17 protein-coding genes are annotated in these 23,093 nt (G+C 35.3%); 4 read left to right on the forward strand and 13 right to left on the reverse strand.

What is annotated here, in order from left to right:
• Positions 1–112: 112 nt before the first annotated feature.
• Positions 113–2,467 carry an ankyrin repeat domain-containing protein gene (locus TYM08_RS17030; protein ID WP_422380349.1) on the reverse strand — a complete coding sequence of 785 codons (2,355 nt, stop codon included), beginning with the start codon at positions 2,465–2,467 and terminating at the stop codon, positions 113–115.
• Between the two features lie 344 nt (positions 2,468–2,811).
• Between TYM08_RS17030 and TYM08_RS17035 the strand changes: the two genes are divergently transcribed.
• From TYM08_RS17035 to TYM08_RS17045, 3 genes are read left to right on the forward strand one after another with little or no spacing between them, the layout of a single operon-like run.
• A complete protein-coding gene (locus tag TYM08_RS17035; RefSeq protein WP_422380350.1) occupies positions 2,812–4,923 on the forward strand; it encodes an ATP-binding protein in 2,112 nt (703 codons plus the stop codon).
• On the forward strand, positions 4,920–5,282 hold the full coding sequence (locus tag TYM08_RS17040) for a response regulator (RefSeq protein ID WP_422380351.1): 363 nt from the start codon (positions 4,920–4,922) through the stop codon (positions 5,280–5,282). Before TYM08_RS17035 ends, TYM08_RS17040 begins: the two co-directional genes overlap by 4 nt.
• Before the next feature lie 3 nt (positions 5,283–5,285).
• Complete coding sequence (locus TYM08_RS17045) at positions 5,286–5,732, forward strand: chemotaxis protein CheX (RefSeq protein ID WP_422380352.1); 447 nt, start codon at positions 5,286–5,288, stop codon at positions 5,730–5,732.
• Between the two features lie 129 nt (positions 5,733–5,861).
• Here TYM08_RS17045 and TYM08_RS17050 read toward each other — a convergent pair whose 3' ends face one another.
• From TYM08_RS17050 to rluD, 10 genes are all read right to left on the reverse strand, one after another.
• A complete protein-coding gene (locus tag TYM08_RS17050) occupies positions 5,862–6,383 on the reverse strand; it encodes a hypothetical protein (RefSeq protein WP_422380353.1) in 522 nt (173 codons plus the stop codon).
• 57 nt (positions 6,384–6,440) lie between these two features.
• Complete coding sequence (locus TYM08_RS17055; RefSeq protein WP_422380354.1) at positions 6,441–7,784, reverse strand: hypothetical protein; 1,344 nt, start codon at positions 7,782–7,784, stop codon at positions 6,441–6,443.
• Between the two features lie 725 nt (positions 7,785–8,509).
• Entirely contained in the window at positions 8,510–9,304 is a 795-nt protein-coding gene (gene thyA / locus TYM08_RS17060; RefSeq protein WP_422380355.1) for a thymidylate synthase, read from the reverse strand.
• The gene (gene lgt, locus TYM08_RS17065; protein WP_422380356.1) at positions 9,304–10,203 is read right to left on the reverse strand and encodes a prolipoprotein diacylglyceryl transferase; all 900 of its coding nucleotides are present in this window, start codon (positions 10,201–10,203) and stop codon (positions 9,304–9,306) included. The genes thyA and lgt overlap by 1 nt, the downstream gene beginning before the upstream one ends.
• Positions 10,204–10,543: 340 nt before the next feature.
• Complete coding sequence (locus TYM08_RS17070) at positions 10,544–11,251, reverse strand: hypothetical protein (protein WP_422380357.1); 708 nt, start codon at positions 11,249–11,251, stop codon at positions 10,544–10,546.
• Between the two features lie 134 nt (positions 11,252–11,385).
• Positions 11,386–12,774: an HDOD domain-containing protein gene (locus tag TYM08_RS17075; protein ID WP_422380358.1), complete on the reverse strand. Its 1,389-nt coding sequence runs from the start codon at positions 12,772–12,774 to the stop codon at positions 11,386–11,388.
• A gap of 83 nt (positions 12,775–12,857) precedes the next feature.
• Positions 12,858–15,248, reverse strand: coding sequence for a putative bifunctional diguanylate cyclase/phosphodiesterase (locus TYM08_RS17080; RefSeq protein ID WP_422380359.1), 2,391 nt, complete (start codon positions 15,246–15,248; stop codon positions 12,858–12,860).
• A gap of 125 nt (positions 15,249–15,373) precedes the next feature.
• Positions 15,374–15,946, reverse strand: a complete 573-nt coding sequence (locus TYM08_RS17085) for a hypothetical protein (RefSeq protein WP_422380360.1) — start codon at positions 15,944–15,946, stop codon at positions 15,374–15,376.
• 80 nt (positions 15,947–16,026) lie between these two features.
• Positions 16,027–16,788, reverse strand: a complete 762-nt coding sequence (pgeF, locus tag TYM08_RS17090; protein ID WP_422380361.1) for a peptidoglycan editing factor PgeF — start codon at positions 16,786–16,788, stop codon at positions 16,027–16,029.
• Positions 16,775–17,740, reverse strand: a complete 966-nt coding sequence (gene rluD, locus TYM08_RS17095; protein WP_422380362.1) for a 23S rRNA pseudouridine(1911/1915/1917) synthase RluD — start codon at positions 17,738–17,740, stop codon at positions 16,775–16,777. The genes pgeF and rluD overlap by 14 nt, the downstream gene beginning before the upstream one ends.
• A 71-nt stretch (positions 17,741–17,811) precedes the next feature.
• Between rluD and TYM08_RS17100 the strand changes: the two genes are divergently transcribed.
• Positions 17,812–18,630 carry an outer membrane protein assembly factor BamD gene (locus tag TYM08_RS17100; RefSeq protein WP_422380363.1) on the forward strand — a complete coding sequence of 273 codons (819 nt, stop codon included), beginning with the start codon at positions 17,812–17,814 and terminating at the stop codon, positions 18,628–18,630.
• Here the strand turns inward: TYM08_RS17100 and TYM08_RS17105 are convergent.
• Together TYM08_RS17105 and TYM08_RS17110 are read right to left on the reverse strand one after the other, a co-directional pair.
• Positions 18,623–19,270, reverse strand: a complete 648-nt coding sequence (locus TYM08_RS17105) for a sulfite exporter TauE/SafE family protein (RefSeq protein ID WP_422380364.1) — start codon at positions 19,268–19,270, stop codon at positions 18,623–18,625. The genes TYM08_RS17100 and TYM08_RS17105 overlap by 8 nt on opposite strands.
• Before the next feature lie 146 nt (positions 19,271–19,416).
• Positions 19,417–22,986: a cellulase family glycosylhydrolase gene (locus tag TYM08_RS17110; protein WP_422380365.1), complete on the reverse strand. Its 3,570-nt coding sequence runs from the start codon at positions 22,984–22,986 to the stop codon at positions 19,417–19,419.
• Positions 22,987–23,093 lie beyond the last annotated feature (107 nt).

Genomic DNA, 23,093 nt, shown 5'->3' on the forward strand with positions numbered 1-23,093 from the left:
GATGAGGAGGATTTTGATAAAATAGGCTAAAGCAATCAAAGCCCATAAACATTGAAAAACAGCCGATAATATGGGTGAGTTAACACCCATTTATAGCGTTTTATAGATGATTTTAATTCAATTCTTTCAATCGAGATTGATACGCATTTTTTACACACAACTCATCTTTGCATGCATTTTTCAATTTCACCCAAATGATTTGTTTTTGTTTTAGAGTTTTCGGATCCGTTGCAAAAATTATTTTTTGCTTATATTCAAGCAACAACATTCGATCCAATGCGGCAATAAAAGAAGAATCACAGGCGAGCTTTTCAGAATAATTACTCGCTTTTTCGCAATCAAACCTAGGTAGTATATTATTACCATAATTCACTTTATCCGCCTGTAATATACTGACGTAATCATTTAAATTCTCTAAAGTTAAATGTGGATTCATTTCCAACACACCAACACCCATCAAATACGAAAATACACCAAAACCTTTACTATCTTTAATTGTAAAATCAATACCTTGATCTTTTAAATATTTGAGCATATTTAAATCGCCATTTGCAGCTGCATACATCGCAACTGTTCGATTGTTATGCATTAAGTCACGATCTGAAACGATTGCATCGACATCTATACCCGCATCAACCAATATTTTTGCTGATTCTAATTGATTTAGCTGAACTGCAGCGTGTAATGCATTTTTCCCAATATCGTTTTTAGCATTAACATCAGTTTGAGGATTACTTCGATTAATTACGTCCCAATTCGTATTTTTTTGATGCTGATATGAATTTTGTTTTTGTAATAATAACATCAAAATATCAGGACTTTTCACAGCCATCATAATAAGTGGATCAGGATCACCAATCATTGCCCATGCACCTGCGTAATATTCCATCTTTAATTGACTTGGCACTAATTCATTTAAATCAGAAACATTATTAATTTCCTTTTGAATGTCATTAAAACTATAATTTTCTAGAATCTTATAGCGTAATCCATCACGCGGTGGCTTGCCCCAATGCCCAATTTCTAAAGAAGTCGCTAACGCTGAAATACTTGCTTTTTGCGCTTCAACAAAAGACATTGAAAAATATTTTTGATAGTGTTTCGTTAAATCATGCTTAGCAGTTTGGTAACTTTCTTGTATCAGATCAAATACTTTTCGATTTTCTAAATTTACAAAAGACCATGTTTCAAAGGGTAATATTTCATTTTCTGATTTTTCTTTAAGCAATCGAGGAAAAACGTGTCTAACTAAAGCCTCATTTGATTGTTTTCGATAATGATAAAAACGCATAGTACCTTGGTGATTATCCAGCCAATTTTGACTCGGAATATCAATCACATTTAAAAAATTATCGATTGATGCAGGTAACGGATAATCATTAATTCGACAATCACTACGCGGTAAAAAATTATCTCTTTGACTTCCATAATAACCATCTAATGCTGATAATAAATTAGGGTTTTCAATAATTATTGCACAGGGTATTTCAAAAAAAGTTGCGCCGCCTAATCCATTTTGCGAATAATGTCTTAAAAATTGAATCATTACATTGTCCGACCCATCATATGAACTAGGTTCAAAGTCACTTACATAATAACTGCCTTGTAAATCGTCCTTTAAACTCTCTAATAAATTTGATATTTCTTTTTCATTACCTTGCCTATCAAACACATGTAAAATTAATGCATATAACAACTTTTCATTAGAATCTTCGCTATTTTCTAATTTAAGTAATTCGCTTTTATAATCGTATTCAACAAATGAAATATCAATTTTATCGACATTTGTATTATGTATTTTCTGAACTGCTGACACTTTGTAGTTATCCTTAAACAACTGTTCAATATTCTTGCCTTTTAATGCATCATAAGTATTTAAAAAACCATCAAGAGTGTAATCTAAATTACTTAATCCACTCACAGGGCAATTAAAGGGTGCATCAATTAACGAAGCTAAATTGGAATCATTTAACTGCCCATCATATTTAAATATTGTTGTAAAAAAAGCGTCAACGGACGCATTTGGGTAATTCATAAACACATCACATTCAAATTTAACATCCATTCGATCAATAAAAAATTCTAAATCCATATGTAATTTTCTAGATTCAACAATTTTGGTGAATATCGCATTGGCTGTTTCAAATTTGGCTATCGTGTATATATTTCTCAATGTTCTCGCTTTCATGGAAATTTCTTCAGAGCTACTCCAGAAAACCAATGAATCCATCAAATTGTGAATGGCTTTTAAATTAGTTAAATGTTTATCGGATTTCCATGCTGATTGAGTACCGAACATGTCATAGCTTACATCCATCAATCTTTCGAATTTTTCAAGTTGTCCTGTTAATATTTCATCAAATTCGCTTAATTCAAATCCATCAAACTTAGCCATTGATTCAAACAAAACAAGCGCAGCCTTAGTTTGGCTTTTTTCGAAGTCATGATCACTAAACTCTTTGTTCATCTTTAATACTATGGATCTATTTATAGATTTCTCAACCACGCCTTGTGTTATATCGTTAATCGCATAACCCATATTAGATATAATCAGTAAAAACAACAGTCCTAGATATTTCAATGCACTACTCACTTATTTATAATTTATTGTTCCCATTATCAATTAAAAACAAGCCTCGATAAACCCTTTTAACTAGTTTTTATAGAAATGGCATCAAAACTGCTAGCCCTCCTATGTAATGCATCAACGGCGATGCAAAAAAAATCAATTTTAGCAATGGCGCTCATTTAATTTTTCAATAGATTGAAAAATTATGGGCGCTTTTTTTTGGGAAAAATTAAGAGATCAATATGAATAAAAAACCTTTTAATATAGGTAAATACAAAGGGATATTAATTTCAGTGGCGCTATTTATTATGCTAGATGCGTCCGTTTTAATATTAAATTTCTACCTATCGTTTTCCATTTCCGATGACGCACAGGCTGTTAACATTGCAGGTCGCCAAAGGATGTTATCCCAAAAAACCGCAAAAAGTTTATATGAGCTACAAAGCATCAAAGGTGATGAACAGCGCATCAAAACTGTGCAAAATGAATTATTAACTACCGTTAGTTTATTTGATAAAACATTAACAGCATTCAGTGAGGGAGGAGAAACAATTAATACAGATGGACAGTCAATTAATTTATCTGCGGTTAAAACTAGGGTTTCACAGCAATCGATTAATGAAGCAAAAATATTATGGACGCCATTCTATAAATCGATTCTTCGCAGTGTTGATAACGACACTGTCAATTACGATTTACTTCCAATGGCCATTGCATTTGCTAAAACGGACAATTTAAATATTTTAGGATTAATGAATACGTTAACCGTTGACTTAGAACAAACCGCGTCCAATCAAGCAATAAAGCTAAGAATCATTCAAACAGTCGGGATCAGCTTAGCGATTTTAAACTTTTTTATTATCTTATTTCACTTTGTAAGACAGCTGCGTGAGTCTGATGAAATTGTAGAAGCTGCTAGACAAGAAACCACTGAAATTTTAGACACAGTAAAAGAAGGCTTATTTTTAATAGATCATAAATTAGAAATTGGCAGCCAATACTCAAAACAATTGATTGATATTTTAGAATTAAATGAAATATCAGGTAAAAATTTCTCGGATCTAATTTCCAATATGGTCTCGCGCAAAGAAATTGAAACCACCGAAGGGTTTGTTAATATTTTATTCAACCCTAAAATCAAAGAAAAATTAATTCGCGATTTAAATCCATTAAATTTGATTGAAGTAAATATTGAAAATAAACAATCAGTGTACAGTAATAAATTCTTGTCATTTGATTTTTCACGGGTTTATAAACACAATAAAATCCAACATATTCTTGTCACAGTATCAGACATTACTGATAAAATTCTATTAGAAAAAACCCTTGAACAGTTACGCGAACAAGAAAATGAACAGCTAGAAATGTTCTCGAGCATCATTCATACAAACAGTGATTTAGTAAAAGAGTTTATTGATGATGCTTTTGTAAGCTTTAACAAAATCAATGATCTATTAAAGGCTCAAGATTCAAGTGTGAGCTCGTTAAAATTGAAAGCTGAACAAATTTTTAGAATCATCCATAATTTTAAAGGGGAAGCACAATCTTTAAACTTACACAAATTTTCTAAAATGGCTCATGATTTTGAAACGGAATTAAAATTACTAAGTCACAATCCAATTTTATCAGGCAATGACTTTTTAGCCCTTGCAGTAAAGCTTAATGCATTAATGCAATACACAAAATCCATCAGCGAATTCGTACCAAAACTCGTAAAAATGACTCAAGAAAAATCAAACACCAATACTACAAGTTTAAAAATTAATAATAAATTTAGAGAATATAGCAATGATTTAAGCTCCCAAACTCAAAAACCATGCATATTAGCAAGCAGCGGACTAGATGAAATCAGCTTAAATTACGACACACAAAAGTTAATCAGCAGCATTATCATCCAACTTATACGCAATACTTTTGCTCATGGAATTGAAACCACCCACGATCGAGAACTTTCGCAAAAACCACTTGTTGCTCGTATAGATTGCCACCTAAGCTTGATCGATAACAAAACATTAGAACTGACTTATCAAGATGATGGTGCAGGTATTGATGTTGAAAAAGTTAAAACACGAGCAATAGAAAACAATCTATTAACCAAAGAAAAACTAGAATCTATGGATTCACGCAGAATTGTGTCTCTTATTTTTGAACCAGGTTTATCCACTACTGACCAAGCAAATGAATTAGCTGGACAAGGGATTGGAATGGATATTGTTAAAACTTCAATCATTTCAAATAACGGAAAAATTAAATTACAAAACAAACGAGGATTAGGTACAAAATTTACTATTACTCTTCCATATTTTACTAGCCAGCCAGAACAATCAAACCATTTATTAGAGGCGGTTTCATGAAAAAATTATTAGTCGTTGATGATTCAAATATCATTCGTAAACGCATTGAAAGAATCATCGATAAGGATAAATTCGAATTAGTTGGTACTGCAGTTAACGGATCTCACGCATTAGAAATGTTTGCACACTTTCAACCAGACATTATAACTATGGATTTGACGATGCCTGAAATGGACGGCATTGAATGTATTGAAAAAATAATAAGTGTAAATGCCGATATTAAAATATTAGTAATTTCAGCATTAAGTGATAAAGCAACAGGCATAGAAGCATTACAAAAAGGCGCACAGGGTTTTTTGTGCAAACCATTTACCGAAGAACAATTACAATATTCTTTACAAGAAATTTTGGAGCCATAAAAAATGGATGAAACGCAAATACAAGTATTCGTCGACGGTGTTTTACACTTTTTCAAACAATTAAATATTGATCACATAGATGTAGGCACGCCTTATTTAATGGAAAACCAAAATGCGACTTCTTTTGATTTAACTGGTGTAATTGGCATCAGCGGACCAAAAAAAGGCTGCGTATATTTCAGCTCACCGGTTATTTTGTTAAAACATTTATTATTAAAAATTGGCGAAAAAGATACAAGTGAGCATAATTTATTAGATTTAGTGGGCGAAGTAGCCAATACCATTTCAGGCAATGCACGACGTGCATTTGGATCTGAATTTATGATATCCGTTCCATTATCCATAAATGGCACACCTGACCAAATGCACCTTCCTGCAGGCACTCGCTCTTATGTGATTCCTATTTATTGGAAAGCATACAGTGCAGTTGTGGTGGTTTGTGTGCAGTAATTTTTATTTCTTGATCATACATAAAATGTGTATTCTCTAAAGATCGATTTTTTGAATTCAACTCATAAATCGATCTTCTTCATTTTCAAACACTGGGAGGACTGGTTTATTATTGTCATATTAATTCGTTTAAAATCCACCCAAAAACAAACTTAATGCTTGCGCACATGTTTCAGTAATTCTAAATTTAACTGAAAAATAAGTATCGGTTTTAAACTCATCATTAATTAATTGATTCGCCTCAAGATTAAAACAAGTAAAATCCAATCCCAATTTCGGATTAAAATGCCAACCTAATTCCAAGTCATGATACTTATTTTCTGACCAAATATTCGTCATATTTGCCATTGAGTATAAAGTAAACGAATAACCGTTCTCTTTAAAACCTAAGCGACCACCTAACCCAGCACTTAACCCTTTTTTTGAAAGACCCATTTCAGCTAAAGGCTCAAATCCAAAATCCTCTTCAAATAAAATAGGCACAAAAACAACCGAAGCGCCCCAATCTAATACTTGATCGTAATTGATAAAAAACATTGGCTCGATTAAACCCGATAAATATTGGTCTTTTTCTGGTGATTGATTTTCAAAGGAAAAGGATTTCATCGAGATAAATAGTAAAAAAAATAGGATATTCTTATTTTTTGTCATTTTATTTTCCATAAAAAAGCCAGCATCAATACTGGCTATTCTTTAAAGTTTTAACTTTTATTGGTAACGGGGTCTAGCAATTTGAAAAGCTGCCAATGAAGCCAGTACGTATAACAGCCAATCTAACTTTGACATAAAAGCTGTCAAAATTTCATAACTGGAATATCCTTCAATATAATCATAGGTAAAGTTATTAAATTTCTCAGAAATTTCAGAAGTACTTGGATTTTCATTTTCTAAAAAATCATAAATTAACATGTAATGTTTATAAGTGTAATTATAAAAATAATCATTAAAGAATTTTTTTGCTTTTTCACTATCTTTACTGCTAAATTTCGACTGAGTAAGCGCTAGTAGATCCATAAATTGATGTATTCGACCTAAAATCAAATCTTTATCATGCATATCACTATGAAGTTTTTTAAATCTACTTATATACTGATTATAGGTTTGCGCTTGAAAATCTGCTGGAATTTCTTCAACCAATGCCATTTGTTCTTTTAATAGCTCAACCCCTTTATCTTTAAGAATACTAACACCTAAAACCGAACCAATTAATAAAGAAGAAAAGGCGACGGCTGCCGATATAATTCTTAAATCTTTTTTATGTTCATTTAAAATATTAATAACAAAACCAATAAATACACCCACTAATATAACAGGTAATGTCGAATTGATTTCAAATTCAATGCTTGCCGTTATCCAAACATACATTGCAATGGCAGCTGCAACATAGCCACCAATAACCGGTTTAAGTTTATCGACAAGGGTTAGTTCTTCAGAGTCATCTTGCGTTTCATCGATTGCATCTACTTCTTGGAATTGATTTTCTTGTGCGGCTTGTTGAAATTTATGAAAAAACACACCACAACTAAAATTATTACATTGATCTGATTTGGGTTGTTCTTTTCCACATTTAGGACAGCTAAATAATCCACTACTTACAGAAGAATACTCTTGTAATGAAGGGGTTGACTCAACCTCGCTTTGAGAATCTTCCAATCCCATTACTGATAACGTATCTATATTAAAGCTTTTAGGTTTACTAGATTCTACAACCAGTTCCGGTGTTTCTTTTTTTGTTGAGCTAATAGTAGGCTGTTCTTGTTCACGCTCACTTTGAGCTTGAACTAAATTAGCTTCTAACTCTAATTCCATTGCTGCAAAGCTTGCATGCTCTTCTTCTAGAATTATATTCAAGCCGATTTTTTCAAGTTTTAGTTTATAAATATTTGCTCGGGCATGAGTTAAATCTTTTTTAATTACTTTTTTTGGTTTTAAATAACTACTTACCTTTCCAACTGGCACCCCAAATAATTTTGCAAACTCTGCTTCTACTTCATTTAGATTAAAACCCTCTAAGATTTCTCCCGAGTAAATAACTTTATATGTCGATTCCATACTGTTCTCTTTTGAATCCTGTACTTTTCAATTAAACAACCATGACGATTCAGATTGTTTCAAAATTAGTGCCGTTAAAGGTAAATAAACTGGTGTTTACTGCGGTAAATACTACAGACATTGTCTTTAACGTCACTAAGCGTTTAATCTGTTCCAGACAGATTAGTAACTGTTTTTTTAACGAAGTGCAAAGCGAATTTTCGTGTTATCTGCTTCGAGCTATGTAACGATTCAGATTGCACCAAAATTTGTGCTGATCGAGGCAAAAAAACAGGCGTTTACTGTAGTAAATACTACAGACGTCCTGTCTTTCGCCCTTAGGGTCACTAATCGTTCAATCTGTTCCAGACAGATTAGTAACTGTTTTTAACGAAATGCACAGCGAATTTTTGTGTTATCTGCTTCGAGCTAAGTAACGATTCAGATTGCACCAAAATTTGTGCTGATCGAGGCAAAAAAACAGGCGTTTACTGTAGTAAATACTACAGACGTCCTGTCTTTCGCCCTTCGGGTCGCTACGCGTTCAATCTGTTCCAGGCAGATTAGTAACTGTTTTTTTAACGAAGAGCACAGCGAATTTTTGTGTTATCTGCATAGAGCTAAGTAACGATTCAGATTGCACCAAAATTTGTGCTGATCGAGGCAAAAAAATAGGCGTTTACTGTAGTAAATAACTGTTTTTTTAACGAAGAGCAGTGCAAATTTTGGTGTGAGCTGCATCGTTACTAAACGGCTATGGCGCCCTTAATATTTGGGTGCGCTTCGTATCCCACAATCTCAAAATCTTCAAATGTATAATCAAACAAACTCTCAGGTTTACGTTTGATTTTTAATTGGGGTAATGCAAATGGCTCGCGAGTTAGTTGCAGATCGGTTTGTTCTTGGTGGTTTGAATAAATATGCGTGTCACCGCCACTCCAAACAAAATCCCCAACCTCTAAATCACATTGCTGTGCAATCATGTGTGTCAATAATGCATAGCTTGCGATGTTAAAAGGCAAACCTAAAAACACGTCACAGCTGCGTTGATATAGCTGGCAACTTAATTTGCCATTGGCTACGTAAAATTGAAACAGACTATGACAAGGCGGTAATGCCATTTCATCGACAACACCTGGATTATACGCCACCACTAACATGCGACGTGAATCAGGGTTATTTTTGATGGTGTCTACCACATTTGAAATTTGGTCAACGGTTTTGCCGTCGGCTGTTTTCCAGCTGCGCCATTGTTCGCCATAAACAGGACCTAAGTCTCCGTTTTCATCAGCCCATGCATCCCAAATTTTAACGCCGTTATCTTTTAAATATTGGATGTTGGTGTCGCCATTTAAAAACCATAAAAGTTCAATAATGATTGAGCGAAGGTGTAATTTTTTGGTGGTGACCATCGGGAAACCATCTTGTAAGTTAAAGCGCATTTGATGACCAAATACAGACTGAGTACCCGTACCTGTACGGTCTTCTTTTTGAGCGCCTTCTTCTTTAATGCGTTTGATTAAATCTAAATACTGTTTCATTATTTTTTCCCGTTTTTCTTTTCTTTTTTCTTGTTTGTTTCTACGTTTTTAAGTGGTACTGCGCCGCGTTGATGATCAAACACTGGGTTTCTGTAGGCTAAAAACATAATAACCGCCCCTGCGATAATCATTGGTACTGACAAGGTTATGCCTCGAGTGATCCAGTCGGTTCCGTATAAAAATCCATTCACACCTAATTGTGCATCTGGTTGGCGGAAGAATTCAACAAAGGTTCTAAATACACCATAGCCTAAAACAAACAAACCAGAAGCTGCCATTCTTGGACGCGGTTTGCGAATAAACCACGCAAGTATTATAAACATCACAACACCTTCAAGCACTAATTCATAAATAGTTGAAGGATGACGCATCACTAAATTACCTGCTGCGTTTTCTGGTAATTGGGTAAAGTAGACACCTAAAGGTGATTCTGTCACTCGGCCCCATAATTCGGCATTAATGGTATTTGCACCGCGAACAAATGCAATCCCCATTGGCACGATTGGCACCACCCAATCAGCAGTAGTAAATGGATTAATTTTGTATTTGCGTGAAAATAAAATATACGCAACACACACACCTATAAATCCACCGTGAAACGATAAACCGCCTTCCCAAATTCGAATAATATATAAAGGGTTTTCCATAAAAGATGAAAATTGGTAAAAGAAAGTGTACCCAATACGACCACCAGCTATCACACCAATCATTATATAAAATAATAGATCTGAATTAATTTCCTTATTCCAGCCCATTTGTGGATAACGAATTGCACGTCGATTGGCATACCACAAACCAAACAAAAAAGTGGCCAAATACGATATTCCATACCAAGATAAAGCTAACGGCGTGCCTGGGATATTAAATATCACGGCACTCATAAACGGGGATTCAAACATAAATTTGTCTCAAACAATGGAGTAAACAAACGTAAATAACTATTTTGTCACTCAATAAATATAACCACAGAGCGCATCCGTTAATTAAGAGGCACTGCATTTAAAAGATGCGCTAATTTAGCACAAAAAGCTGCTTTATTGATAATCGTAAATTAATATACCTGATCGATCCTAGCTGCATCGGGTTTTGGCCATTTTTTATCACTGCCCCCAAGGCCAGTTACTTTAACATTCATGCCTTTTGAGTCCGTCTTTGATCTTTGATTTCTATGTATTTTTAATGGGTGAAAAAAAAGCGCCAATCTTTAAATAGGCGCTTTTTTGACCAGTCGGTAAATGATTATTTTTTATACACAACTTTAGTTAATTGAAAAGACAGTCCGTAGTCTGTTGATTCAATTAACGTACCTGCACTAAATGCACCTAAGCCATAAATTAATTTTGAATCTGAACCTGCATCCATTTTATCTGCAATAAAAATTGCAGTTGCAGCATATAAAAATGGCGTTAACATACTGGTTGTGTTTTTAAATTTTAATTTTTTAAATTCATAGGAAACAGTATCGGTATTTTCTTGCATGATAGCTAATCGAGATTCGATATCTGCTGCGCTAGTTTGAAGGCTCTGTAATTGAATTTCTAACCCGCCAATTGTTTGCTCTTGTTGCGCAAGTTCAACGTTGTTTTCTTCAACTTCTACATATAACTGTGTGTTTTCCTGAGTTAAATTATCAATTGTTGCTTTTGCTTTGGCTTCATTTTTCTTTTTAGCTTCAATTAATTGATTCATTAAAGTCCATTCATCATCTGGATCCGATTGAACATCTACCGATTGTTCAATTAAAACTGGCTGCGTTGCTGGCTCTGGCTGCTCATTTGATTCTGGTTTTGCTTCCACATTAGTTTCGGATTCATTCGCTTTTCCACTTGAAACCACCACAGTTTGTGCTGTGACTTCATTAACTTCTGTAACTTTTGATTCTTCTGCTGACAACCCACCTGCAAATAATAAACTTAATGCCGTAACGGTAATATTGATTGATTTCATAAACTTCCCCCTAATAAATAACAAATAATGTATGAATTTATCATATAGGGTTTTAAAAATCTTGATAAGGTTTTAACTAATAAGTTGATAGAGCCATCACAATAAAAGTCTCGAAGTGTGAATTTTCTTGAAATTTATAGGTTTTGTAGGACTTGCTGGGCTTGAGTAATTAACATCTTTCCATCTAAACATTGCTTTTGACTAATCGTGCCACCGTCCATATCTGCATAAAATACTCCAATTATCTTATCCATATACAATATTGGACATACCCAGCAATCACCTTCTTTGAGTAATCGTTTTAAAGGTACATAACGAAGCGCTTCGTTTTCGAGATCTAAATGTTTTGCTACTTTATGTTGATAAACCCATGAAAATATATCCATTACAACACTTTGCTTGTAAATAGGCATTTCAAAACTTTGTAATAGATTTTTTTTGCCCAATGCATACCTTGCCTCTAAATGTTTATGACTCGCATCTTGCATTGCAATAACACACCTAGAAAACAAGACACCTTTATTCATTGCTTTTATCAGTGTCTGGAAAATTCGATTTACATCTACTTTGTGCCCGATCATCGATATAAAAATCTGCATGCATTCTAATTGATATTCCGATGGATTTTTTTCAACTTCAACCACTTCGATTGTTTCGGAATTTGGAATTAGATGACATACAGAACCTGCTCCATATGTTTGAGCTACCTGCGATGCTTCATCAGCACTTTGAGCAATCATCTCTCGTGCTTCTTTCTCACTGATACCTGACATTTTAGCCACAGATAAAATCAGCTTTTGCATGGTTTTAGATTCTAAACCTAGGTGCACATTTTTAGAGATGGCATCGGCAATTAATACCGCATTTACTTCAGCCTTACCCGCTGAACTAGCATTTAAGCATTGTGTAATTAAATCGCCAATTGACCATTCTTTTACCAATTCTTTTGTTATCGTTTTAAACCCTACCCCCAATACATCAAGGCAGACATTATGCAATGTCTCTTCAGGATCTTTAATTTTTTCTTCAAATTGAGTTACTTGAGCACCACCTACACCATAAAAAGCCATTTCACCAAGGTGTAATAACAAGGCTGCTATGAACACTTCTTCACGTTTTGATTCTGGTAAATGTCTGACAATATTTTTGGCTTGCACCGCGGCATGAAACGAACGCGCAATTGATTCAAGAAGTAGTTGTGTATTATTTTTTTTAAGCAATGAGTCTATGACAGATACAGAAAGACAAATTGATTTCACTTCTTGAAATCCAATATATACCGCTGCTTTTGAAATAGTTGAAATACTCACAGCCGTGGGATTATATTGAACTGAATTGGCTACTCGTAATACTTGTGAGGTAATACTTGCATCTTTTAAAATTGCTTTAGCTAAATGATCTGCGTTTGTGATTTCATTCTCTGTTAATGCATTAAGTTCATGTATCACTGTAGCAAGTGCAGGCATTTCCATTTTATTTATTCGCTTAACCCATTGTGTTAAGCCTTTTGTTGGTATCGCCATATCATGCCTTTATTTTTTTAGTAATTATTCAGCTCACACCCAAATTTGAACAGTTAAGGGTTGTACTGAATAGATACATTTTTTTAATGTTTGGATGCACTTGCAGGAGATAAAAACTCCGGCACACCCATTTTTGCCCAAAGCATCTCAGCTTGTTGCATATCTAGTAGATTAAGTTCGTCCAAAGCATCACCTGGAGCTTCGTGATTATAGGTTTGAAAATACATCAATAGTAATGTGGCATCATTAACAGATAACGGCTTAGAAAATAAATAACCTTGAATGCTATCGCAACCAAAGTTTTTTAATAATTGCGCTTGCTCTTCACTTTCAACGCCTTCGGTTAATACCTGCATATTTAAAACATGCCCCATTTCAATCATGGAATATAAAACGGCGTCCTCTTCATTATTACCAATACCATCCACAAAGGCTTTATCAATTTTCATTTTATCCACAGGGTAACGGCCCAAATAACTAAATGAACAATAGCCTGTACCAAAATCATCTAGCGCTAACGACACATTTAATTTACGCACACTTTTCATTCGATTTATGGCAATTTCAATGTCATCTACATACAAGCTTTCAGTTAACTCTAATTCAATGTATCGCCCATCAACATTATGTACCATTAATAGTTGAGATAACGATTCAACAAAATCCGTACGCATGAATTGTTTAACTGATACGTTAATGGCGATTTTTTGGCCTTTGCGTAACAGTGAATTGTTTAACCAAACTCTTACTTGTTTTATCGATTGCTCTAGCACCCATTCACCAATTGAAAAGATTAAATTACTTTCTTCTGCAATTGGGATAAATACAGCTGGCGATACAAATCGATCTTCAAAACACCAACGTAAAAGTACTTCAAACCCTGTTATTTGATTGTCTTTTAAAGAAATTTGCGGTTGAAAAACTAAGGATAACTGATTTGCAGAAATGGCCTTTCTCAAGTTTTGTTCAATCTCAAAACGCTGGTTAATTTTTTGCCCTATTTGAACATTATAAATGGCTATATTTTGTGATTCTTGAAAATACAAACTGTGCAATGCTGTAAATGCATTTCTCATGATCTCTTCATGTTTTTCATGCATTTGTGCTTTAGCATAGCCCTGTTGAATTTGTAAATTAAACTGCTGATTTTGAATAAAAAATGATTGCTTAAAGATCGTTTCTAATTTTCTACTTATTAACGAAATAGAAATGTTTTGTGTATGATCCACAATTAACAAACTTAAAACTGAACCTTCATACTGATACACGTAACTTGCCTCTTGTTCGTGATCAATCAATACTTCATTCACACCTCGATTTATTCTTTCGATTACTTGTTTATAGAACATTTCAATTCCGTCATTTCCTAATGCAGAAATCACATGAGAGACACCAACAAACTGAAGCATTCCTAAATAAATATCCGTTTGTAGTGAGTTTTGAATATTTTGAAAACTTTCAATATTTTCTTCAAGTTTTCGTCTATTTGGTAATCCTGTATTGGGATCGTGGTAAGCAAAATATTGAAGACGTTCCTTTGTGTCATTCTCTTTTTGAATATTTTCAATGTAAATATGGTATTCCTCATGCATCATTACATAATGCACTTTATATTGATGAGCCACACCATTGATATCTTCAATCCATTTATCAAACTCAACTTTATTTTGTTTCATATAATTTAATCGAGAGATGTAATCTTTAGGTAAAATAAAAATTGAAGGGGTATTTGTTTGACCAAATAGTTTATCTAATGTTCTTTGTCCTGATGGATTGAGGTATTCAATACTCATTCTTTTATTGATACTTAAAACAGGTGACGGATTTAATTGTGGAAAGGTTTTGAGTAATTCATGATTTTTATTATGTTGTTTTTGTTTGCCCAACATCACAACAAATAAAAATATAAACACCAAAATCACGATGGAATAACTAACAAAAATATTCACTATTTTTTTAATCAAACTTTGATTATTTAAATTCTCAGCATTAGTTAATGAATTAATTTCTTTACGCATTTGTAAAAGCAACACATCAATTTCATTACTTTTTAATGAAATTCTCTCCAACAAATTAAAGGCATTTGTTTGTTCGGATGCAATATTAAGCTTTTTCTGAAGTTGGTCGCCATAACGCTGTATTTCAAGAAATCGCTGATTTAAAAATTGTGAGCTTTCATTAAAGTACTGACCATCAACTAATTGCTGAATTTGATTTTGTATTTGGCGAGCCAATTCATTTAATGATGCCTCTGATTCGTCCTTATTGACAAACTTAGCATACAGCGTTTGCTCGTATTTAATGATTAATGTATTTAGTTGAATGATTGATTCAGTTTGAGGGATTTGTGTACTTACGATGGTGTCAATTTTGGATATTAAGTCTTTGCCTGCAAGCATTGAATAGATTGAAACAATTGCTCCAATCGAAAATACAAAAAATGTTGCAAACCATAAAGATTTATTAACCTTCACTCATACACCCTATTAAACCGATTAAGTTCAGCATTTAGCTCAGCTCCAATATGCCTTAACATTTTTTAAGGCTTAATATACAGACTAGCTGAGCTAAATGATTTTGAAGGGTGTTTTACAAATATTTACCAATTGGCTGGATCAGCGATCAGACCTGCTAATTTTTGGTGATTTTGCCCGAAATAGAACAAACCAATACTTAATTGCGTATGAAAAAACGACTTTTCATCTTCAATGCTGGTTAACCAATAATGACAAGATCGTTGAAACGCTTCGTCTTCCCGTGCTGCTATTTTTTCAATTTCATTTGAGACTTGAGTTAAGGTAAGGCGATCTCTTTTTTGAAAGGTCTCAATAATTGATTCACCATACAAAGAAGCTAGCGTTTTTTCATAGGCAAATTTAAAATCTAATGTTGCTTTAAAATTACTTTGATGCCCTGTAAACCACTTATTAAAAGCCATGGCATGCTGTTCAGTGGCCAATCGTTGATCACATAATTGAGATAGCTGTATATTATTTTCAACAAAAGCAATGACATCGCTTGTTTGCGCGAAGCTATCTGAGAGTAATTGGGTGTTATTTTGGGAGCTAGCAGGTTCCATTTTTGGCTTCAATACCAATGGAGATTCTGCATGAGTGTAAAAAATAACAAAATTGAGCGTTATCAATGTGATGGTTTTATTTAAGAAATTCATATGTATAAACCTTAAAATGAAATGTAATGGCATCATAATATAAAACACAACTGAATCGTGACTGAATTAATTGTGATGCTTTAATTTTTTTGCTTAAGCCAAATAAAATGGGCCATTCGTCCAGTTTTATCGCCCTGTCGATAGGAGAATAATTTAGGATCAGTGACTGTACAAAACTGCTCGCATGTAATATCTGTGATTTGATTTTGAATCAAAATGACATGGGCTATTTGATATATATTTGCCATTGTTTTACCAGGACTATGCTCTGCTGCAAAGGCTGTTTGAAACTGCGGGGATTTTTCAATAAACTGATTTCTAACATCTATTCCTACTTCAAAGGCATTAACACCAATTGCAGCTCCTAAATACGCTTGAATGTGTTTTGTTTTAAACAAAGCTAAACTTTGCTCAATTACGCCATTCAATAATCCACGCCAACCACCATGGATAATTGCAACTTCTTTTCCGTTTTTATCTGCCAAGAATATTGGTAAACAATCTGCGGTTAAAACCGCACAAATACTTTCATTTAAACGGGTATACGACGCATCGGCATTCACACCTATATTTTGAACATTCGCCTCAACACAGTGATTGCTGTGAATTTGATTAAGCCAGATGATAGGTTTTGTCAGTTTTTGCTGACAAATTAAATACTGTCGATTATTGTCAACCTCTGCAATGGAATTCTGTTGCTCATGCTCATTAAAAACATGCTTCGCCAAATTAAAGCTCTGGGGAAATTGCGTATTTTTTAATGTAAATCCGGCCCGAATATTCGGATGACAATCCCAATTAAGAGATTGCCAAACTGAATTTTGGTTATCAATAACGCTCATGTGAGTCGAATTCTGTTTGTAACTCGGCCAGTAAATTTACGAAATCTTCTGGGAGATCACATTCAAAGCTCATTTGATCTTGGGTAAGCGGGTGGATTAACTCTAAATGCTGTGCATGTAATGCCTGTCGTGGAAACGACTTTAATGCAAATTGAAGTTCAGGTGAGATACCTTTTGGTAAACGTAATCGTCCTGCGTAAGTACTATCACCTACTAATGGATAGTGCAAATACGCCATATGGACTCGAATTTGATGAGTTCGACCCGTTTCTAACTTTAAACGTATATGAGTGTGGTGATCGTATTTTTTAATCAGTCGATAGTGAGTAATTGCCTCTTTTCCCATTGGCTGCACTGCCATTTTAGTACGCTGGGTACTATGGCGCGCGATAGGTTCATCAACTACTCCACCTCCGGTTAATTGACCACATACCACTGCTTCGTATTCACGCCCCATTTCTCGGGTTTGAAGTTGTTGAATTAAATGCGTATGCGCATCTAATGTACGCGCAACCACCATTAATCCTGTTGTATCTTTATCAATACGATGAACAATACCTGCACGAGGTACCTGAGATAATTCAGGGTAATGAAACAAAAGTGCATTTAAAAGTGTGCCGTCTTGATTACCGGCACCAGGATGCACAACTAAGTTTGTCGGTTTATTGATCACAATAATTGTGTCATCTTCATAAACCACTGTAATAGGTATGTCTTGAGGCTGGTGATCCAAAGCCATTTCAAGACTGCCGTTTAGCAGCATGACTTCGCCCCCGGTTAATTTTTCTTTGCTTTTACGTTTTTTTCCATCAACAGTTAATTCACCTGATGCGATCCAAGCTTGTAACTTCGAGCGCGAATATTCTGGGAACAATTGAACCGCGATATGGTCAACTCGTTGGTGGCTAAATTCGGTTGTAACGGTTCGTTCTTCATTTAGTGGTTCAGACATGGTTTTTCCAGTTGGGCTAAAGTCAAAGCTGTGGTTAAATAGGCAGCTATTTTATCTATTTGGTTTATGTAATGCAGTCAAAATTCTTACTATCTTGTATTTTAATTTTCTTAATTCAGGCTTGCGCCTCTGGTGATGTAGTCGACAGGCTAAAAAGCGAAGGCGAATTATTTCAAAACGCCCAGTCGTACTTAGAGCAAAAAAACTATTTAATGGCCATTGAGCAATTAAGTCTATTAGAGTCACGGTTCCCATTTGGTTTATACGCTAACGAAGTCAAACTTCAATTAATTTATGCCCATTATCAAAATAGTGATTTTACGATTTCAGCTTTACATGCTGAACGTTTTATTCGATTTAATCTGGATCATCCACAATTGGATTATGCCTATTTTGTAAAAGCCATGGCTAAATATTCAGAATATCAAGCTTCCGCATCGAGCTTATTAAAACGCGGCCCTGAAGGGTTTGACCAAACAGCAGGCCAAGCAGCATTTGCAAACTTCCAGCAATTATTAGCGGTGTTTCCAAATACTCAATATAAAGTGCAGGCTCAAGCTAAAATGCGTATTTTAAAAGAAAATTTCGCGGCTTATGATAATCGCATTGCGATTTTTTACTTAAAAAGCCAAAACTATATTGCAGCTATTAATCGCGCAAACTATGTACTTGAAAACTTCCCAGGCTCACAACAACAAGCCGATGCATTAAGTGTTTTAATATTGGCTAACAAAGGGCTTGGCAATGAAGAACAAGCCCAGCATGCACTAGGATTACTAAAACAGTATTTCCCAGCGCATAAATCTTTAGTCTTGGGAGAATTTTCAACTCCTTTTGTAGAAGAAAAAAGATTATGGCTACAATTGCTGACCCTTGGATTTTTTAGCTAATCCAAATCACACCAATTGCAATAGACGCTACTCCTAAAAGCCCTTGAAAACCAATGGATAATTTTTGGGAGTACTTTGCAAGCTTAGTATGACTTAAAGAAAGAATTCCTGCCAAAATAGTCATAGCAATGACCACCCCCACAGAAAATAACACTAAATACCCAATAGACATCCATAACGCAGACTGACCAGCCATGGGGATTAATGCAAGTACTGGCGCGCTTCCTGCCAAGCCATGCAATATACCTACTAATAAAGGCACGTGTTCGACATGAGTGCGCTTAGAATCTACCCAATGCACATGTTTAATATCACCATGAGAATGAACTTCAAGCACTAATTTTTTACGCCAAATATTCCAAAGATTCCACACACCTAAAACAATCAATACTATTCCCACAAACCATTCAGCATAACCGGTAAACGACTCAGATAGTTGCCAATTCAAAATAAATGCGATTAATCCCAAAACAATAACAGTAATGCCATGACCAAATGCCCAATTCAAAGCATATCGACTGAATTTCCAGAACGAACCTTTTTTGTTATGCATATTGGAAACAGCCATGACATGGTCAGGTTCAAAGGCATGAATCAGCCCGACAATTAAAGCGGTGAGTAAAATAGATTGTTCAAACATGGGAAGGACTACTTAAATTGGAAAACGCGCATATTACCTCAGTTGGCTATTATTTACCAAGATTGCACCGATCTGTCCTGTCATATTTATTATCTTTTAAACAAAAAAAAGCCAGCTTTCGCTGGCTTTAAAAGGTTATTGATTTATTAATTCGCGTTATCGTTACCGATCATTGGCGCTAAACAGCTTTCCAAATAATCCATTTTCCAAGTATTTACGCTTTCCCAATCATTGCCCAATATACCACCTGTATCGCCTGAGTTTGGATTCCAAGCCCAGTAAGTGAAAGAGAATCCTTCACTTCGATCACACATGTATTCAACAAACGATTCAAACCATTTGTTTGATGCTGAATTGGCAATATCATTTTTAATACCAAACTCACCTATAAACATGTGCCCGAAACTTTCGTTATAGATATAGCCAAAACGATCTTCCCAAATATATTGTAAATTTCGTGGGAATGACGAATCTTTAAACCATGGCTGCACATAAACTTCAGGACCGTATTCATGCGGTGAATAAACCAATTTTGAATTATCAATTGCAAAATTAATTGGATAATCACGCACGCCTTTTAAGTTCCCGCCCCACCAGTATGAATCTAATGCTTTTTGTGCATCATCCATTTCTTGGTGACCATTTAAATGCTCGACGCCCTCCACGATAATTAACACATTTGGGTTAATTTGTTGAATGGCATTACCAGCACGTTCAGCTGCTGAGTTCCAGTTCATAGAAGGATCAGCTGACCCCCAAGCCGCCTCAAAGTGTGGTTCGTTATTTAAATCAAATGCAATTACCGCATCTTGATTTTGGTAACGCGTTGCTAACTCTTTCCAAGTATCGATCCACTGTTGTTCTGTGCCAAACTCTGATACCCAGTGACCTTCAACTAGATAACGATCAGATGCACGTGAGTGAGAGTCTAATACTACTTTTAATCCAATATCATCCGCATATTCAATAATGGCATCCATTAGATCAAGTGGCGTTTGAGAAGCATTCATGCCATTGGCAGTAAGATCGATATCTAATTCGGCCAATGTTAAGTCGCCATCTAAAGAACGCTTAATTACTTCATCAGAGAACGGAATACGAACAGTGTTGAATTTAAGCAGTTTGATATGATCCAGCATCTGCTCATAAGTACGACCGCCTTCCCAAATACCCATTGGAATTAAGTTTTTAGTTTCAAAACCAAACCAATTAACACCCGTCAAGCGAACCATGTCGCCATTTGAATCGTATAAACGACGAGCTTCATTTCCAGGGCCTGTCCCAACATGTAACCAGTTATTATTACCGTTTGGCAGTAATTCATTTGCAGTTTTAACATCTGCTTGCACTTGAGTGCCGGCTTCAGTGATGGTTGCTATTGAGAAGTCAATGTATGGATTTTCAATTAACGTTGGTACGTCTTGATTTTCCACATCCGCACCTTCACAGTCAGCATCATACTCATCATTTTTCCAAGCAAAACTATCAACATTTAAACCCGTACCGAAGAATTCAATACGGTCGATGTACATTTCCCAATTACCCGGAGTTTTAGATTGAAAGAAGAACTTAGTAGCAAATTTACCATCATCAACAAAGCTCTCACCTTCAATGTTAGAAAACTCTTCACCAACAAAGTCAGAAGCATCTAAACGAATTGTTTGATATGTGCTACTTAACGAATAAGTAGAACCAAGTGCTCCGTCATACGCTGCGTAATTACCCCAATCAGGTTTATATGCTTCAATTGGTTCTAACATAGGTACAAATTCACCCGAACCTTTAACTGTAATTTCAATGTAATCTAAGTTAGTCAAATCAACTTCATGTTCTTCAAATAAAATATTGGTGCCTACGCCTGCATATTCACTCACCTGCATTTTCACATGCAATGCATAACGATCTTGGTCAACATTTGGATCACCGCGCTCAACTGCCTCAATGATATTATATGGATTAATTGCTAAACCACTTGCATTGGTAATTGTGGTGGCATCATCTCCAAATACATACCAATAGCCGCCGCCTTCTGTGTAGTTTTCACAATAGTTAATTGCTACTGCGCCACCTAAGTTATTTTGATGATCGGCATCATTAAAGTCATCTAAAACAATTTTATTCTCATTACCAAAATCAAACACGTGATGAGCAGGTAAATTATATTCAACTACCCCACCATTTTCATCGATGGTAACAACACGAGGAGTTGGATAATCAAGTGGAGATTCACCGTATGGAATTTTTGTATAAATCACATTACCAGATCTTAATTCCCCTGATTGCATGCTGTCTTCTATCGCGTCATCAACTAAATCTTGAGGGACTGGCAACTCACCGTTATATGCACCCGTTGGATCTCTTAATACCACGTTGATTGAATCACTATCAGTCTTACCAGCTGCATCCTCAACCGTTAAAGTAGCGGTGTATGTTCCAGGGTCTGAAAAAGTGACTGCGGCAGTCGGACCATTGAAATTTTGTCCATTTATCACCCAAGAAAAAGCGACAATACCATTATCATCATCTGAATCAGTACTTGTGAAGTAAACAGTCTGCGGTGCATCCCCTGATGTTATATCGGCTGCTGCTACTGCATTTGGCTTTTGATTAGCAGGGGTCACTTTTATAGATATACTATCAATTGATTGATTACCTTGCGCGTCAGTTACGGTTAGTTGAGCGTTGTACGTTCCTGGTGTTGTAAAGGTTTTGTTAACTATTTCACCTGGTAATGAATCACCACCAATCACCCAGTCATAAGTTAAGCCAGATAGATCGCCATCATTAGTTGAGCTGGAACCATTAAAAGTCACGGTTAATGGTGCTTCGCCTTCTAATACATTTGCATTTGCAACCGCTGTAAGGTCACCATTTTCTGCAAGGACATTAATCGTTACTGTGTCAGTATCAAACAACCCTTCCATATCCGTAACGGTTAACGTCACAATATATTCGCCACCAACGGTAAACTCATAGTCCGTTTTGGCTGTGGTTGCTATATTGGTTCCATTTATATCCCACAAATAAGTTAATCCAGATACACCACCATCATCAGAGCTTGATGCGTCAAAGTTTACCGTTAAATCTGCGCTACCTGTCAGTTTATCTGCAATTGCTACAGCTGTCGGCTTTGCATTTGCATCGGTTAAATTGATGGTAGTTGTCGTTGAATTTGTGTGGAAATCCCCATCCTCAACAGTAAGTGTGATTACATACTGCCCACCTTCTTCGAATTTATAGGTTTGCTTTCCACCGAACAACGTTTCACCATTGATTGACCATTGATAACCGATTACCCCTACATCATCCGTGGAACCTGTCCCATCAAATGTAATACTCATCGGCGCTTGGCCTGTTGTTGCGCTTGGTGTTATTTTAGCAACAGGAATTAGTGGGGCAGTGGCTTCAATCGTAATGGTTTCAGTATAGTTTACCGACTGTTTACCATCACTCACATCTACACTCACCAATACATCACCAGGACTATTAGGTAGAGATATTGTTCTGCCAGTGTCAGGCTGAATTTGACCATTAACTGTCCAAGTATAAGTTAAAGGATCATTATCAGAATCAGTGGCTATTGCAGTCAATAGATTATTAGATTGATGCATTATAATAGTAGGGGGAGTATTTTCCGGTGAACTTGAGCGTGTGCATCCATTAAGGGCAAGGATTGCACCCAATGTACAGACAAGGATCGTTTTATTAAAAATCATTTTATACCTCAACGTTTAATAGAAATGACGTTCTGAGATAACAAACTGCTTTTTCATACACTTTAATGCACGTCAAAGCGACAACATTTAGTTTTCTCTATTCGTTT

Source organism: Marinicellulosiphila megalodicopiae (genome assembly GCF_045862395.1).
In the GTDB taxonomy this organism is placed as follows: Bacteria; Pseudomonadota; Gammaproteobacteria; order Pseudomonadales; family Natronospirillaceae; genus Marinicellulosiphila; species Marinicellulosiphila megalodicopiae.